Below are 14735 nucleotides of genomic sequence, written 5' to 3'. Positions count from 1 at the left end.
GACCCTGCAATGCTGAGTCCTTGTTGTCCTACCGCTTCGCTACTTGAGGACAGGCGTGTCACACACCTGTCGCCAAAAAGGCGGCAGGCGGAGGCTGGTCGGCCTTGTAATTGATCCGTCACATCGCCATTGGGGCGTTGCGCCAACCCGGGTGTGCACGCGAACAGGTCTGGTGATGCCGATGAGCCTCCTGAATGTAACCCATCCCTTCCTCGATGCCGATGGCGACAAGCTGCGCGAGGAATGCGGCATCTTCGGCGTGATCCGCGCCAGCGATGCGACCGCGACGACCGCGCTGGGCCTTCACGCGCTCCAGCATCGCGGGCAGGAAGCCGCCGGGATCGTCAGCTTCGACGGCAGCGAATTCTATGCCCGCCGCGGCCTCGGCCATGTCGCCGAGAATTTCTCCTCTTCTGACGCGATCGCCGCGCTCCCCGGCCACATGGCGGCGGGGCATGTGCGCTATTCGACCACCGGCGGGTCGGGCCTGCGCAACGTCCAGCCGCTCTATGCCGACCTTGCCAGCGGCGGCTTTGCGGTCGCGCACAACGGCAACATCTCCAACGCGATGGCGCTGCGGACCGACCTTGTGAACAAGGGCTCGATCTTCCAGTCGACCTCCGACACCGAGGTGATCATCCACCTCGTCGCCACCTCGCGCTATCCCACCATCGCCGACCGGCTGGTCGATGCGCTGCGGCTGGTCGAGGGCGCCTATGCGCTGATCGTGATGACGCCCGAGGGCATGATCGCCTGCCGCGACCCGCTCGGCATCCGCCCGCTGGTGATGGGCCGGATGGGTGACGCGATCCTGTTCGCCTCCGAAACCGTCGCCTTCGACGTGGTCGGCGCCGAGCTGATCCGCGAGATCGAGCCGGGCGAGCTGGTGCTGGTCGATTTCGCCGGAGAGATCCGCTCGGTGCGCCCCTTCGGCAGCCCGGCCCCGCGCCCCTGCATCTTCGAGCACGTCTATTTCAGCCGGCCGGATTCGGTCTTCGCCGGCCGCAGCGTGTATGAGGCGCGCAAGGCCATCGGCATGGAATTGGCCCTCGAAGCCCCGTGCGAGGCCGACCTCGTCGTCCCCGTCCCCGACAGCGGGGTGCCCGCCGCGATCGGCTTTGCGCAAGCCTCTGGCCTACCCTTCGAGCTCGGCATCATCCGCTCGCATTATGTCGGGCGCACCTTCATCCAGCCGGGCGACGGCCAGCGCCACTCCTCGGTGAAGCGCAAGCACAACGCCAACCGCGCGCTGGTCGAAGGCAAGCGCATCGTGCTGATCGACGATTCGATCGTGCGCGGCACCACGTCGCTGAAGATCGTCGAGATGATGCGCGAGGCCGGGGCCAAGGAAATCCACTTCCGCGTCGCCAGCCCGCCGACCGCGCATTCCTGCTTCTACGGCGTCGACACGCCCGAGCGCTCCAAGCTGCTCGCCGCGCGCATGGAGCTGGAGCCGATGCGCGAGTTCATCAAGGCCGACAGCCTCGCCTTCATCTCGATCGACGGGCTCTACCGCGCGGTCGGCAAGCAGGGGCGCGACAAGGCCTGCCCGCAGTTCTGCGACGCCTGCTTCACCGGCGAATATCCGACCTCGCTGACCGACCTTGCCCTCGCCGAGGCCAAGAGCGCCCAGCTCCCCTTTGCTGACCCCAAGGCTGCCTGACATCCCATGACCGACACCACCAATGCCAAGCCGCTCGCCGGCCAGACCGCGCTCGTCACCGGAGCGAGCCGCGGGATCGGCGCCGCCACCGCCAAGGCGCTGGCCGCCGCGGGCGCGCACGTCATTCTGGTGGCGCGCAAGGTCAAGGCGCTGGAGGAAGTGGAGGACGCGATCCATGCGGCGGGCGGCACCTCGACCATCGCGCCGCTCGACCTGACCGAGCCCGATGCCGTCTCGCGCCTCGCCAGCGCCATCGCCGGGCGCTGGGACACGCTCGATATCATGGTGCTGGCCGCCGGTTACCTCCCCGAGCTGACCCCGGCCTCGCAGATGGAGCCCAAGCAATTCAACCAGGCGCTGCTCACCAACCTGGTCGCCAACCAGGCGCTGATCGCGGGCTTCGATCCGCTGCTGCGCCGCGCGAAGGCGGGCAAGATCATCGGCCTCACCAGCTCGGTCGCGGCCAATCCGCGGCCCTATTGGGGGGCCTACAGTTCGACCAAGGCGGCCTTCGAGAACCTGCTCGAAACCTATGCCGCCGAGGTCGAGCGCCTCAGCCCCCTTCGCGTCGCGATCATCGATCCGGGCGCGACCCGCACCGAGATGCGCGCGCGCGCCTATCCGGGCGAGGACGCTTCCAAACTGAAGGGCCCCGAGGTGGTGGCCGAGCGGCTCACTGCGCTGGCGGCCGATGGCTTCGAGGGCCTGCACCGCGAACGCATCGGCTGAGCCCGCGCCTTTCCCGGCGCCGGCGGAATTACCCCTAATCCGGCATTTACCATTGTTCGAAAGCTTCGCTTAGGGAACGCGGGTGCAAGCTCCCCCGCGGACCAAACCGCCCCGAGAGACCGCAAGCTTCGACACAAGGCCCACGGCAATGCCGCCCACGACCGATCCCTATCACGCCGCCTCGCAGGAAGATCGCTGCAGTCCGCGCACCAGGCTGACAATCCCCGCCACGCTGCGGGCCTCGGGTGGCCGCGCCTTCCAGAGCGTGGTGCACGACCTCTCGATCTCGGGCTTCTCGGCCGCCTCGATCAACCGCATGCACGAAGGCCAGATGTGCTGGCTGACGCTGCCCGGCCTCGAATCGCTTCAGGCCGAGGTGGTGTGGTGGGACAACTGCATCGTCGGCTGCGCCTTCAGCGAGCTGCTGAGCCCGATCGTCCACGACAACATCCTGCAACGCTACACCAGCGCCGCCGGGGTCTACCGCTCGTCGATCTGACCCGCCGGGGGCCTATTCGGCCGTCAGCGCGATCTTCGCCACCACCTCGCGCGCGTCGGCACGGCCGCCGGGCGAGGTCGCGGTCGGCCAGTTGCTGACGATGGCGACGACGAGGTTCTTGGCGGGAACCAGCGTGATCGCCTGCCCGAAGATGCCTTGCGCGCCGTAGCTGCCCATCGGGTAGGCCCACCACTGGTAGCCATACCCGAAGCCAGGCGCCTGCGGGCCGAACTCGACCTGCGCCTTGCCGGCCTCGGCGAACCAGCCCTCGGGCACCACGCCCTTGCCGCCCTCGAGCGCGAACTGGCCCATGCGCGCGTAATCCGCGAGGCGGATCGACAGGCAGCACCCGCCGATATTCCCGCCGCGCGGGTCGACCATCCAGAACAGGTCGCCCTCGAACCCCGCCGGATCGACGATCTTCGCCTTGGCATATTCGGCGAGCGGCTTGCCCACCGCGTTCTCGACCAGCACGCCGATGAGGTTGGTCTCGCCGGTCTTGTAGACCCATTTCGTGCCCGGCTCCGCCTCGCGCGGGAGCGCCTTCATCTGCGCGACGATCGCCTCCGCGCCATATTCGACCACGAAGCGGTTCATCTGCGCGACGTCGGACTTGGGATCGGTATAGTCCTCGTTCCACCTGACCCCGCTGGTCATGGTGGCGAGCTGCCGGACGGTGACACCCTCGTAGGCGCTGACCGCCAGGCCGGGGATATACTTGGTCACGGGATCATCGAGGCTCTTGATGAAGCCGTCCTTGATCGCCGCGCCCAGCAGGGTCGAGGTAAAACTCTTGGCGACCGAGAAGCTGGTCCAGCGATCGGTGGGGCCGAGGCCGAGGCCATAGGCCTCGTAGCGGATCTTGCCGTCCTTCAGCACCATGATCCCGGCGGCGTTGGTCTCGGCCATCAGCTTGGCAAGATCGGCCTGCAATTCGGCGCTGAGCGGCGCGCCCTTGGGGAGCGCGCGGGGGCTGGCGGCGGCGGGAACTTCGTGGCCGGCAAACCATTGCTCCATCGCGCGGAAACGCTCGGCGCGCTGGGCGTCCGACCAGAACAGCACCTGCAAGTCCGACTGGTCGCGCGCGGGCGGCTGGGTGAGGCGCGCGGTCGGCGCGGGAGGCCCCTGCTCCTCGGCGCCGACGCCTGTGCCCGCCAGCAGCAGCGCCAGCGCCACGCCCGAAACCGTCGTCCTGATCATGCCCATCCTGTCACCCTCTCGCTTTGTTGTCGGGAGGGTGCATAGGCGGGCAGAGGCATCGGGGGCAAGCCCTGCCGCTCAGCCCTGCTTGATGGTCTTCAATGCCGCCAGCGCCCGCTCGCGCGCCTGCTTGTGAGGCACGATCTTGCGCGGATAGCCCGCGGGCCGCCGCCCGAATTCCTCGGGATCGTGCACGTAGGGTTCGTCCAGCCCCTTCAGTTCGGGCACATAGGTGCGGATGTAGCGGGCGGAGTCGAATTTCTCCGACTGGCTGAGCGGCGCCATGATCCGGCTGAACATGTTGCTGTCGACCCCCGTCCCCGCGGTCCACTGCCAGTTGGTGGCGTTCGAAGCGTAGTCGGCATCGCAGAGCGTATCCCAGAACCACTTCTCGCCCTCGCGCCAATCGATCAGAAGGTGCTTGATGAGGAAGCTCGCGGTGATCATGCGCACGCGGTTGTGCATCCACCCGGTCTGCCACAGCTGGCGCATCCCGGCATCGACGATCGGGTAGCCGGTGCGGCCCTGCTGCCATGCCTTGAGGTCGCGCGCGGCGGCGGGATCATTGGCGGGGTCGCGCCAGGGGAAGCGGTCGAAATCCTCGCGATAATTCTGCGTCGCATAGGCGGGGAATTGCAGGATCGCGTTCTGCGAATAGTCACGCCAGATCAGTTCGCCCTCGAAGGTTTCCCAGCCCTTGGAGCGCTTGTGCTTGAAGCGGTGCCAGATTTGCACGGGCGAGATTTCGCCGAAGTGCAGATGCGGCGAGAGGCGCGAGACCTTGTCGACGCTGGGGACATTGCGCTTGTCGTCGTAGTCGTCGACGTCCGCTTCCCATGCGGCGAGGCGGGCATGGGCCGCTTCCTCGCCCACTTCCCAGAAATCGCGCATCCCGCCCGCCCAGTCGGGCTTGGCGGGTAGGAGGTTCCATGCGGCAAGGTCATCCGAGGCAGGCCAGCTGGCGGGCGCTTCGAGGCGTTCGGGCGCGGGGACTTCCGAGCGCGGCGGGAATTCGGCGCGGACGGCGCGGCTGAAGGGGGTGTAGATCTTGTACTGCCCGCCCGTGCCGGTTGTGATCGAGCCGGGGGGCATTAGGTAATTGCCGTGGTGCAATTGCAGGTCGAGGCTCTTGGCCAGCTTGCGCTCGGCATTGAGCCACCACGGCTCGTAATGGCAATTGGCGTGGATGGCGGTCGCGCCGGTTTCCTCGGCCAGCTTGGTCAGCTCGGCCACCGCCTCCCCGCGCCGCAGGATCAGCTTGCTGCCCCTGGCTTCTAGGCTTTTCGCCAAACTCGCCAGCGAATGATGCAGCCACCAGCGCGAGGCCCCGCCATATGCGTGGTGCTTGGGGCTCTCATCGTCGAGCACATAGACGGCCACCACAGGCCCGGCCTTGGCGGCATGGTAGAGCGCGGGGTTATCGGCGAGGCGCAGATCGCGCCGCAGCCAGACGATTTGGGTCATTGGGTTCTCTGAATTTCCGTTTTCCCACCAACGCCGTCATCCTGAACTTGTTTCAGGATCCATCCCGCAAATTCGAGCGGAGGCGTTTGGGGAGAAATGGACCCTGAAACAAGTTCAGGGTGACGACGGGGGTAGAGGCTCGCACTTAACATCCGGCAGCGCGAGGCTGAACCTGTCCTCCACCCGCGGGTCGGTGAAGCGCGCGTCCCGCAGAACCACCGAGCCATCTGCCGCGCGGGTGAGAAAGGGCGCGCGCGACCAGAACAGGAAGGCGTCGGCTTGCGAGCCGAGCTTGCCCTCGAAATATTCCAGCTTCCAGTTACATGGCTGACCGGGGGTGAGGGCCTCGCTCGCCAGCCCGCCAAAGGCGGACCAGTCGCCGAGGCGATATCGCTGGGTGTAGCTCGAATAGATTGTCTGCCGCTTCCAGAATTGGAGAGGGACCGGGCTCGCAATGACGGCATGCCCATGCTCGAGGAATTCGAATTTGGTCCGTTGTGCGGCTCGATTGGCTTCCTCGGAAGCGCGCGCAGATATCGCCCAATTCAACCCGATGTAGGCCAGCCCAACCGCAATCCCCACCTGAGCAGGCCGCGCCCACTTCGCACCCCCCACCTTCTCCCGCCGCCGCGAAACCCACACCGCCGCGATCAGCATCGCCCACAGCCACGGGTCGATGATGAACAGCGTGTCGCCGTAGAACCATTGGCTCGAAAAGGGCTCCAGCAGCCGGATGCCGTAGACGTTGAGCCAGTCGAAGAAGGGGTGGCTGAGGCAGCCGACAAAGGCCATCGCATAGAGCCACCCGAAGCGCACCGGCAGCCGCCCCTCGGGCCGGGTGCCGCGCTTGGTCTGCCAGCGGTCCCAGCCCCACAGCAGCCCTGCCAGTATCAGCGGCAGCAGCACCAGCGCGGGCGGGCCGTGGGTGATACCGCGGCGGAACGCGAGGTGCTCGGTGCCGTGCAGCCAGAAGAAGCACGCCGCGTCCACGTCCGGCAGGTTTGCGCCGATGATGAGGGCGGGCATGGCGAGGCCGGTGGTCTTCTTGAGCCCCGCCTGCCCCATCACCGCGCCGACCAGGCTATGTGTCAGATTGTCCATCGCATTCGAGGCTAGCGCGCCGCCTGCAATCTAGCGAGTGGAAATGCGCCGTTCCCTCGCCTATCGCAGCGCCCGACAACGGGAGAGAACCACGATGACCGACGCGCCTTTCATCCGCCCCGACATGAAGGCCTTCCTCGACATGATGGCGCAGGTGAACGGGCCCAAGATCGTCGACATGACGCTGGAGGAGGCGCGCGCCTCCTATCAGGCGCTGCACAACCTCGCCGACCGGCCCGCGCGCCAGCTTCCGGTAATCCGCGATCTCGCCTGCCCCGGCCCGGCGGGCGACATTGCGCTGCGCCTCTATGACGCCCGCGAAAACCGCGAGGGCCCCACCCCCGTCATCACCTTCTACCACGGCGGCGGCTTCGTCATCGGCGACCTCGAAACGCACCACGCGCTGTGCACCGAGATCGCCGCGCTCGCCGATCTGCCGCTGGTCGCGGTGCACTATGCCCGCGCGCCCGAGGCGCCCTTCCCCGCGGCCATCCTCGATTGCGAGGCGGCGACGCGCTGGGTGGCCTCGTCGCCTGCCGAACTCGGCCTGACCGCGAGCGGCATCGTCACCATCGGCGATTCGGCGGGGGGCAATGCGACCGTGGTGGTGAGCCAACTGCTTGGGCAGCAACCCGCCGCCGTCCCCGTGCTGCTGCAAGTGCCGATCTTCCCGCTGGTCGCCGACGCCGAGGGCTCGGCGAGCATGGCGCAGTTCAGCGAGGGCTTCGTACTCACCGCCGAGACGATGGGCTTCTTCGACGCCGCCTATGCCGCCGACCGCTCGGACCCGCGCGGTTTCCCGATCCTGTCGGACCACTCCACCGCCCCGCCCACCATCGTCGTCACTGCCAGCCTCGATCCGATCCGCGATTCGGGCCGCGCCTATGCGAGGGCGCTGGTCGATGCGGGGCGTGATTGCGTGTTCCTCGAGATGCGCGGGGTGACCCACTCCTTCGTCAACCTGCGGCAGATGGTGCCGAGCACGCAGGGCGATCTCGAACGCATCGTCGCGGCGATGACATTCATGCTGGGGAACCCCGCATGATCGACCCCGAGACCCTCCCCTACCGCCCGTGTGCCGGCTTCATGCTGGTGAACCGCGACGGCCTCGTCTTCGTCGGCCAGCGGATCGACCCTTCGGCGCATGGCTTTTGGCAGATGCCCCAGGGCGGGATCGACAAGGGCGAGGACGTGCGCGAAGCAGCCCTGCGCGAGCTTGAGGAGGAAATCGGGGTGCCTGCCCACATGGTCGAGGTGATCGCGCAGGCCTCCAAGCCGATCTGCTACGATCTGCCGCCCGAGCTGCTCGGCAAGGTGTGGAAGGGCAAGTATCGCGGACAGGAACAGCACTGGTTCCTCGGCCGGTTCCTGGGCGAGGACGCGGACATCGACCTCGAAGCCCACGATCCGCCCGAATTCAACGAATGGCGCTGGATCGTGCCGGGCCTGCTGCCCGAGGTGATCGTGCCCTTCAAGCGGGCGGTCTATGAGGAAGTGCTGGCGGAATTCCGCGGGCTGATCTGACGCCTCAGTTCGACGCCGCCCCATCGCCCTTGCTCTCCACCGCGAGCCTTGCGGGCGCGCCGCGGGCGATGGTCGATTGCAGCGCCACCGTCTCGGGGCAGTCATCCCCGCACAGCGATTGCAGCTTGGCGAGGTTGCGCTTGGCCTTTTCCAGCGCGCCCTTCTCCGCCAGCGCCGCGCCCTCGCCCGAGATCGCGGCGAAGTTGCCCGGATCGCGCTCCAGCGCCTCGCGGTAATACTTGATCGCCTTGCCCTGCAACCCCTGCTGGCGCGCGGCGTCGGCGAGGTTGATGAAGATCGGGGTGTAACCCGGATCGACCGCCAGCGCGGCCTCGAAGGCGTCGGTCGCGGCCTGGGCCTCGCCTGCCGCCAGCAGCGCCTGCCCCTGCGCGATCAGCGCCTCGGCGCGCGGATCGGGCCCTGTCTCGCTCCCTGCCAGCGATATGCTCGCGGTCATGGCGAGGCACAGCGACAGGGCGGCGGCAGGGGCTGCGAAACGCATCAGAAGCTCCTTCAGTGCTTGAGACCGGGAACCGGGCGGCTGGGTCATAGCAAAGGATGCTATCATGGTGAACGAAGGCACGCGACGAAAAAACCATCCGTGCCGTGATGGAGCGGATCGAGGCGGATTCCTGCACCGCGAGGGCTGCCCAAGGGGAGCGGCAGGGCCTCGGCGGTCCACCCCGGATGGCGCTCGAGAAAAACGGAAATCCGGTCCGCGCCTTCTGCATCCAGAACCGAGCAAGTGACGAAGGCGATGGTCCCGCCCGGCCGGGTGAGCTGCGCGGCGAGGCCGAGGACGTGGTCCTGCAAATGGTTAAGGCGCGCGAGCTCGGCCGGGTCGAGTCGCCAGCGCCCTTCGGGGCTGCGGCGCCATGTCCCGCTGCCCGAACAGGGCGCGTCGACCAGCACGTGATCGGCCTTGTTCGCCCAGGGGTGGAGGGCGCGCATCTCGCGGCCGGGATCGAGCAGCACGGTGTGATCGACCGCCGCCCCTGCCCTGGCCGCACGGGGGGCGAGGTTGCCAAGGCGGCGCTTGTCGGTGTCGGCGGCGACAAGGCTCGCGGCATTGCCGAGTCGCGCGGCCAGCGCGAGGGTCTTGCCCCCGCCTCCAGCGCAAAGGTCGATAATGGTGTCGCCCGCAGCCACCGGCAGCGCCTCGACGATCAGCTGGCTGCCGAGGTCCTGGATTTCGACCAAGCCCTGTTCGTAGGCCTCCCATTGCTCGACCGGCGTGCCGGAGGGGAAACGCAGGCCCTGCGCGCTGGCGAGCGGCTCGCCCGGTTCGGGGAGTTCGAGCCCCGCCCGGTCGGCCTTCAGCGCATTGACCCGCAGATCGAGCGGCGCGCGGTCGAGCAGCGCGGCAATCTCGCGCCCGCCAAGGCCCGAGGCACGCAAGGCCGCGGCGAGCCACTTGGGGGCAAGGCCGGTGCTGGCCGCCTCCTCGCCCTCACCGCGTGGAGCGGGGCCGTGGGGGGAGCCGTCGAACAGAGCCGCAATGGCTTCGTCCTGCCCCGCCACCGCCAGCATCGCCGCACGCCCGCTGGCAGGCACCGGCCCGCACAGCCGGATCGCGCGGTAGACGAGATCGCGCACCGCGCGGCGGTCCTTCGATCCGGCATAGCGGCGCGCGCGGAAATAGTCGGCGATGATCCGGTCCGCAGGCGCGCCTTTGCTGCGCGCGGACGTGATCACGGTGTCGAGCAGCTCGATCGCCGCCTGTACTCTAGCGGCGGGGGTCATATCGAGGCCTCAGCGTGTGGGATAATTCGGCGCCTCGCGGGTGATGGCGACGTCGTGGACGTGGCTTTCGGAAAGCCCCGCATTGGTGATGCGCACGAACTGCGCGCGTTCCTGCAGGTCGGTGATGGTGCGCGATCCGGTGTAGCCCATCGCCGCCTTGATCCCGCCGACCAGCTGGTGGACCACGTCCGCCGCGGGGCCCTTGAAGGGCACCTGTCCCTCGATCCCCTCGGGCACCAGCTTCATCGCCGAGACGTCCTGCTGGAAATAGCGGTCGGCCGAGCCGCGCGCCATCGCGCCGACCGAGCCCATGCCGCGATAGGCCTTGTAGGAGCGGCCCTGGTAGAGAAACACCTCGCCCGGGCTTTCGGTGGTGCCGGCGAGCATCGAGCCGATCATCACGCTGGACGCGCCCGCCGCGAGCGCCTTGGCCGCGTCACCACTGGTGCGCAGGCCGCCATCGGCGATCACCGGAACGCCCGACTTGGCGGCCTCGGCGGCGCTTTCCATGATCGCGGTCAGCTGCGGCACGCCCACGCCCGCGACGACGCGGGTGGTGCAGATCGAGCCCGGCCCGATCCCGACCTTGACCGCATCGGCCCCTGCATCGACCAGCGCGCGGGTCGCCTCGGCGGTGGCCACATTGCCCGCGACCACCTGCACCGCGTTCGAGAGCTTCTTGACCCGCTCGACCGCGCGGGCGACTTCGATGTTGTGGCCGTGGGCGGTGTCGATCACGATCACGTCGACCTCGGCATCGACCAGCGCCTCGGTGCGCGCGAAGCCTGCGTCACCCACGGTAGTCGCGGCGGCCACACGGAGCCGGCCGGTGCCGTCCTTGGTCGCGTGCGGATAGTTCACCGCCTTCTCGATGTCCTTGACCGTGATGAGGCCGATGCAGTGGAAGGCATCGTCGACCACCAGCAGCTTCTCGATCCGGCGGGCGTGAAGCAGGCGGCGCGCCTCTTCCTGCCCGGTGCCGAGCGGCACGGTGGCGAGGTTCTCGGTGGTCATCAGCTCGCGCACGGGCTGCGCGGGGTTCTCGGCAAAGCGCACGTCGCGGTTGGTGAGGATGCCGACGAGCTTGCCACCGGCGTCGACCACGGGAATGCCGCTGATGCGGTTAGCCTGCATCAGCGCCTGCGCCTCTCCGAGGGTCGCGTCGGGCCCGATTGTGATGGGGTTGACCACCATCCCGCTCTCGTAGCGCTTGACCGCGCGCACCGCGGCGCATTGCGCGTCGATATCGAGATTGCGGTGGAGCACCCCGATCCCGCCCAGCTGCGCCATGGCGATCGCCATGTCGGCTTCGGTCACGGTGTCCATCGCCGAGGACAGGACGGGGATGTTGAGCCGGATGTCGCGCGTCAGCCGGGTCGAGGTGTCGGCCATGCTCGGCAGGACGTTGCTCTCCGCCGGACGGAGCAGCACGTCATCGAAGGTCAGACCGAGCGGGATATCCATGGAGCGCCACTTTCGCTTGCAAAGGTAGAGGGGGCATCTCCTCTGGCGGGAGATTCGTGGCGGCCCATGTAACCGCGGTTTGCGCGGAGCGCTAGGGGCGGGTCTTCGCGGGCGCGGGATACTTCTGCGGGTCGGCAAGCGTGCGGATCAGATCTTCGTGCAGCAGCAGATCGTCGATCGCGCCGCCGAGCTCGATTCCCTCCACCTCGTCCGAGGGCTGGTGGTAGCGCGACGCGATGAAGGGATCGAGGATCGCGCGGGTGCCATAGGTGCTCGACAGCAGCACCGCAGGCACGCCCGCCTGCACCAGCGCCCAGCCGTCCTGACGTTGCAGGAAAGAATCGGCGAGGGTCTGGTCGCCCAGTGTGCGCCCGCGGTTGCCCATCGCGGCCAGCACCACATCGTCGAGCGCCGCGTCTCTGCCCCGCCCGATGTAGCCGACCGGGCTTCCGGCGGGCGCGACCGCCATCATGTCGAGATTGAAGGCGGCGACGATGCTGGCGAGCGGGAACGGCGGGTTCTTGACGAAGGCACGGATGCCGAGCAGTCCGGGCTCCTCGGCGGTGGTGGCGAGGAAATAGACGTCGCGGGCCGGCGGCGGCCCGGCCTTAAGCCGCCGCGCCAGTTCGAGCATCATCGCGATGCCGCTGGCATTGTCGGCCGCGCCGTTGCAGATCCGGTCGATGGCCTCGGGCGGGCCGCATTCGCCGAGGTGGTCCCAGTGCCCCAGCACCAGCACCGCGCCCGATCCCGGCACGCTGCCGGGGATCATGCCGATGATGTTCTGGCTCGCGAATTCGCGGCGGTCGCTGGTCGCCTCGATGCTGACCGAGAGGTTGAGTTCGAGCGGGGCGAAGGCGTGGTCGCCCGCCTCGGCCTCCTTCTTCCACCCGGCCCAGCGGCGCGCGCCGATCACCTCGGCGAAAGCCTTGTCGGTGATATAGGCGGCGAGGTGGTCCTGCTCCTCGCTCGCGAGTTGCAGGCGCGGGCGGTCTTCGCGGGCGCGCAGGGCGGCGAGCGCATCGCGGTCGGGGAGGATGGTGAGCACGGCGGTCGCGCGCTGGCGGAACAGGGCCTCGCGGCGGGCCTGATCGCGGCCCGGATCGGCCAACATCACCGCCACCGCGCCCGCGAGCGCATCGCCGAGCACCGAGCCGTCGCCATAGCCCACGAACACCACCGGCACCCCCGTCCCCGGCCCACCGAAGGCGAGCGCGCGGCGGCGCGGGGTGAAGACCGCGGCATCCTCGGTAGGGACGACCACCCGCCGCCGCCCCTGGCCGAGCACCAGCTCGGCGCTCTCGGGCGTGACGCTCAGGAGGTCGACCGGCAGGCGCCAGTAGGAGCCCGGGTCATTGGTGCCCGAGACAAGGCCCGCCTCGCCCATGCGCTGCTCGATCCAGGCATAGGTCTCGCGACCGCCCTCGGTGCCGGGCTTGCGCCCCGCCATGGCGTCGGAAGACAGCGCCGCGATATCCGCCTCGAGCCGCGCGGCAATCGCGGCGCGATCTTCGGGCGCGACGCTCGCCGGGCGCGGGGCCGCAGGCGCGCAGGCGGCAAGCAGCGCCACCAGCAGCAGGGCAAGAGCGCGCGAAAGGCTCATTCGGCGGTCCAGCCCCCGTCGATCGCGTAGTTCGCGCCGGTGATCCCGCGCGCCGCGGGCGAGCACAGGAACACCGCGAGCGCGGCGACATCCTCGGGGGCGATAAACTCTTTGGTCGGCTGCTTGGCGAGCAGGATGTCGTTCATCACCTGCTCGCGCGTCATGCCGCGGGCGGCCATGGTGTCGGGGATCTGGTTCTCGACCAGCGGCGTCCAGACATATCCCGGAGAGATGCAATTGGCGGTGATGCCGTGGGTCGCGAGTTCCAGCGCGATGGTCTTGGTGAAGCCGGCAAGGCCATGCTTGGCCGCCACGTAAGCGCTCTTGAACGGCGAGGCGACGGCGGAATGCGCGCTCGCGGTGTTGATGATCCGGCCCCAGCCGCGCTCCTTCATCGCGGGCACGGCAAGGCGCGTGGTGTGGAAAGCGGCGGTGAGGTTCAAGGCGATGATCGCGTCCCACTTGTCCGCCGGAAAGGCCTCGATCGCGGCGACGTGCTGCATCCCGGCATTGTTGACGAGGATATCGACCGGGCCGACCTCCTCCATCATCGCGGCGATGGCGGCGGGATCCATCAGGTTGGCGCCGTTGTAGGTCGCCCCCAGCTCGTCGCAGAGCGCTGAAATGGCGTCCGGATCGCCCAGCCCGTTGAGAATCACCCCCGCGCCCTCGGCCGCCAGCGCGCGGGCGACCGCAAGGCCGATCCCCGAGGTCGAGCCGGTCACCAGAGCACGCTTGTCCTTGAGCATTCGCCGCATCTCCTGCACGTTCGGGCCATCAGGCCATGCAGCGCTTTTGCCGTGTGGCACGTGCCTGTCCAACAGAATTGTTGCAATCCAGGGGGCCAAGGGGAGGAATCGAAAATGCGTCTGGGGCCGTTCGACACGTCACGGATCAATGTCCGCTCCTCCGATGGCGGCGGGGGCGGCGGCGGGTTGGGCCCGCGCGGGATCGGCTGCGGGACGCTGGTGATCGCGCTGATCGGGGCTGTCGTGTTCGGGCTCGATCCGATGCAGACCATCGGGGTGCTGCAAGGGGTGCAGCAACAGACCGCCCCGGCCCAGAGCGGCAGCGGCAAGGAACTCAGCGCGCAGGAGGTCTGCACCCAGAACGAATATGCCACCGAAGCCTGCAACGCGCTCACCAGCCTCGATGCCACGTGGAGCACGGCCTTCCAGCGCGCCGGCATCCCCTTCGAGCAGCCGGTGCTCGATCTCTACCGCAACGGCCGGGTCAACACCGGGGGCTGCGGCAGCGCGACCTCGGCGGTGGGGCCGTTCTACTGCCCGGCCGACAAGGGCATCTATATCGACACCAGCTTCTACGACCAGCTCGCGCAGATGTCGGGCACCGGCGGAGACTTCGCGCGGCTCTACGTGATCGCGCATGAATATGGCCACCACATCCAGAATCTGACCGGCATTTCGGATCAGGTGAGGAAAGCCCAGCGCAGCAATCCCGCCGCCGCCAACCGCCTGCAGGTGGCGATGGAACTTCAAGCAGATTGCTATGCTGGATTATGGGCGGGCAAGAACCGCAACCTTATCGAGGCCGGCGATCTTGAGGAGGGTTTGAAAGCCGCGAGCGCGATCGGCGACGATACTCTCCAGCGCAATGCGGGTCAGGGGGTCAATCCCGAAAGCTTCACCCACGGCTCCAGCCGCCAGCGCATGCAAGCGCTGCGGCTGGGTCTGGAAGCGAATGACGACACCGCCTGCGACGTGTTTTTCGAAAGAGGTTGATTG

At 68.2% G+C, this 14735-nt stretch carries 14 protein-coding genes; 6 read left to right on the top strand and 8 right to left on the bottom strand.

The genetic code is table 11. The annotated features are described in order from the left end of the window. The first annotated feature begins 175 nt into the window (after positions 1–175). The 3 genes from purF to PFX90_RS01140 all read left to right on the top strand — a co-directional run bounded on the left by purF (position 176) and on the right by PFX90_RS01140 (position 2891). Complete coding sequence (gene purF, locus PFX90_RS01150) at positions 176–1663, top strand: amidophosphoribosyltransferase (RefSeq protein WP_285709576.1); 1488 nt, start codon at positions 176–178, stop codon at positions 1661–1663. A gap of 6 nt (positions 1664–1669) precedes the next feature. Continuing rightward, positions 1670–2392, top strand: a complete 723-nt coding sequence (locus PFX90_RS01145) for an SDR family NAD(P)-dependent oxidoreductase (RefSeq protein ID WP_285709573.1) — start codon at positions 1670–1672, stop codon at positions 2390–2392. A 148-nt stretch (positions 2393–2540) separates the two neighbouring features. After that, the gene (locus PFX90_RS01140; protein ID WP_285709571.1) at positions 2541–2891 is read left to right on the top strand and encodes a PilZ domain-containing protein; all 351 of its coding nucleotides are present in this window, start codon (positions 2541–2543) and stop codon (positions 2889–2891) included. 12 nt (positions 2892–2903) lie between these two features. Here the strand turns inward: PFX90_RS01140 and PFX90_RS01135 are convergent, their stop codons facing one another. The 3 genes from PFX90_RS01135 to PFX90_RS01125 form a co-directional block, all read right to left on the bottom strand. Continuing rightward, entirely contained in the window at positions 2904–4097 is a 1194-nt protein-coding gene (locus PFX90_RS01135; protein ID WP_285709569.1) for a serine hydrolase domain-containing protein, read from the bottom strand. Between the two features lie 72 nt (positions 4098–4169). Further along, the gene (locus PFX90_RS01130; RefSeq protein ID WP_285709568.1) at positions 4170–5555 is read right to left on the bottom strand and encodes a cryptochrome/photolyase family protein; all 1386 of its coding nucleotides are present in this window, start codon (positions 5553–5555) and stop codon (positions 4170–4172) included. Positions 5556–5669: 114 nt separating this feature from the next. Continuing rightward, entirely contained in the window at positions 5670–6656 is a 987-nt protein-coding gene (locus PFX90_RS01125) for a metal-dependent hydrolase (RefSeq protein WP_285709565.1), read from the bottom strand. A 94-nt stretch (positions 6657–6750) separates the two neighbouring features. Between PFX90_RS01125 and PFX90_RS01120 the strand changes: the two genes are divergently transcribed. Then, on the top strand, positions 6751–7701 hold the full coding sequence (locus PFX90_RS01120; RefSeq protein WP_285709563.1) for an alpha/beta hydrolase: 951 nt from the start codon (positions 6751–6753) through the stop codon (positions 7699–7701). Continuing rightward, a complete protein-coding gene (locus PFX90_RS01115; RefSeq protein ID WP_285709561.1) occupies positions 7698–8180 on the top strand; it encodes an RNA pyrophosphohydrolase in 483 nt (160 codons plus the stop codon). Before PFX90_RS01120 ends, PFX90_RS01115 begins: the two co-directional genes overlap by 4 nt. 4 nt (positions 8181–8184) lie before the next feature. Here PFX90_RS01115 and PFX90_RS01110 read toward each other — a convergent pair whose 3' ends face one another. From PFX90_RS01110 to PFX90_RS01090, 5 genes are all read right to left on the bottom strand, one after another. Beyond that, the gene (locus PFX90_RS01110; protein ID WP_285709559.1) at positions 8185–8682 is read right to left on the bottom strand and encodes a tetratricopeptide repeat protein; all 498 of its coding nucleotides are present in this window, start codon (positions 8680–8682) and stop codon (positions 8185–8187) included. A 62-nt stretch (positions 8683–8744) separates the two neighbouring features. After that, positions 8745–9923, bottom strand: a complete 1179-nt coding sequence (locus PFX90_RS01105; protein WP_285709556.1) for an RsmB/NOP family class I SAM-dependent RNA methyltransferase — start codon at positions 9921–9923, stop codon at positions 8745–8747. Positions 9924–9932: 9 nt separating this feature from the next. Next, positions 9933–11387 (bottom strand): IMP dehydrogenase, encoded by a 1455-nt coding sequence (gene guaB, locus PFX90_RS01100; RefSeq protein WP_285709553.1) that lies wholly within the window; start codon positions 11385–11387, stop codon positions 9933–9935. A 91-nt stretch (positions 11388–11478) separates the two neighbouring features. Beyond that, entirely contained in the window at positions 11479–12990 is a 1512-nt protein-coding gene (locus PFX90_RS01095; protein WP_285709552.1) for a M28 family peptidase, read from the bottom strand. After that, complete coding sequence (locus PFX90_RS01090) at positions 12987–13748, bottom strand: 3-hydroxybutyrate dehydrogenase (RefSeq protein ID WP_285709550.1); 762 nt, start codon at positions 13746–13748, stop codon at positions 12987–12989. The genes PFX90_RS01095 and PFX90_RS01090 overlap by 4 nt, the downstream gene beginning before the upstream one ends. 105 nt (positions 13749–13853) lie before the next feature. On the opposite strand from PFX90_RS01090, the gene ypfJ reads away from it, so the two are divergent. Beyond that, on the top strand, positions 13854–14732 hold the full coding sequence (gene ypfJ, locus PFX90_RS01085) for a KPN_02809 family neutral zinc metallopeptidase (RefSeq protein ID WP_285709548.1): 879 nt from the start codon (positions 13854–13856) through the stop codon (positions 14730–14732). The last annotated feature ends 3 nt before the right edge of the window (positions 14733–14735 follow it).

It is taken from the genome of Erythrobacter oryzae (genome assembly GCF_030271515.1).
Lineage (GTDB): Bacteria > Pseudomonadota > Alphaproteobacteria > Sphingomonadales > Sphingomonadaceae > Erythrobacter > Erythrobacter oryzae.
Note: the sequence above shows the minus strand (reverse complement) of the source record. Positions and strands in the feature narration are given on the sequence as shown.

Excerpts from the sequence above, each read along its gene's own strand:
- purF (WP_285709576.1), top strand. The coding sequence starts at position 176 with ATGCCGATGAGCCTCCTGAATGTAACCCATCCCTTCCTCGATGCCGAT.
- PFX90_RS01145 (WP_285709573.1), top strand. The coding sequence starts at position 1,670 with ATGACCGACACCACCAATGCCAAGCCGCTCGCCGGCCAGACCGCGCTC.
- PFX90_RS01140 (WP_285709571.1), top strand. The coding sequence starts at position 2,541 with ATGCCGCCCACGACCGATCCCTATCACGCCGCCTCGCAGGAAGATCGC.
- PFX90_RS01135 (WP_285709569.1), bottom strand. The coding sequence starts at position 4,097 with ATGGGCATGATCAGGACGACGGTTTCGGGCGTGGCGCTGGCGCTGCTG.
- PFX90_RS01130 (WP_285709568.1), bottom strand. The coding sequence starts at position 5,555 with ATGACCCAAATCGTCTGGCTGCGGCGCGATCTGCGCCTCGCCGATAAC.
- PFX90_RS01125 (WP_285709565.1), bottom strand. The coding sequence starts at position 6,656 with ATGGACAATCTGACACATAGCCTGGTCGGCGCGGTGATGGGGCAGGCG.
- PFX90_RS01120 (WP_285709563.1), top strand. The coding sequence starts at position 6,751 with ATGACCGACGCGCCTTTCATCCGCCCCGACATGAAGGCCTTCCTCGAC.
- PFX90_RS01115 (WP_285709561.1), top strand. The coding sequence starts at position 7,698 with ATGATCGACCCCGAGACCCTCCCCTACCGCCCGTGTGCCGGCTTCATG.
- PFX90_RS01110 (WP_285709559.1), bottom strand. The coding sequence starts at position 8,682 with ATGCGTTTCGCAGCCCCTGCCGCCGCCCTGTCGCTGTGCCTCGCCATG.
- PFX90_RS01105 (WP_285709556.1), bottom strand. The coding sequence starts at position 9,923 with ATGACCCCCGCCGCTAGAGTACAGGCGGCGATCGAGCTGCTCGACACC.
- guaB (WP_285709553.1), bottom strand. The coding sequence starts at position 11,387 with ATGGATATCCCGCTCGGTCTGACCTTCGATGACGTGCTGCTCCGTCCG.
- PFX90_RS01095 (WP_285709552.1), bottom strand. The coding sequence starts at position 12,990 with ATGAGCCTTTCGCGCGCTCTTGCCCTGCTGCTGGTGGCGCTGCTTGCC.
- PFX90_RS01090 (WP_285709550.1), bottom strand. The coding sequence starts at position 13,748 with ATGCGGCGAATGCTCAAGGACAAGCGTGCTCTGGTGACCGGCTCGACC.
- ypfJ (WP_285709548.1), top strand. The coding sequence starts at position 13,854 with ATGCGTCTGGGGCCGTTCGACACGTCACGGATCAATGTCCGCTCCTCC.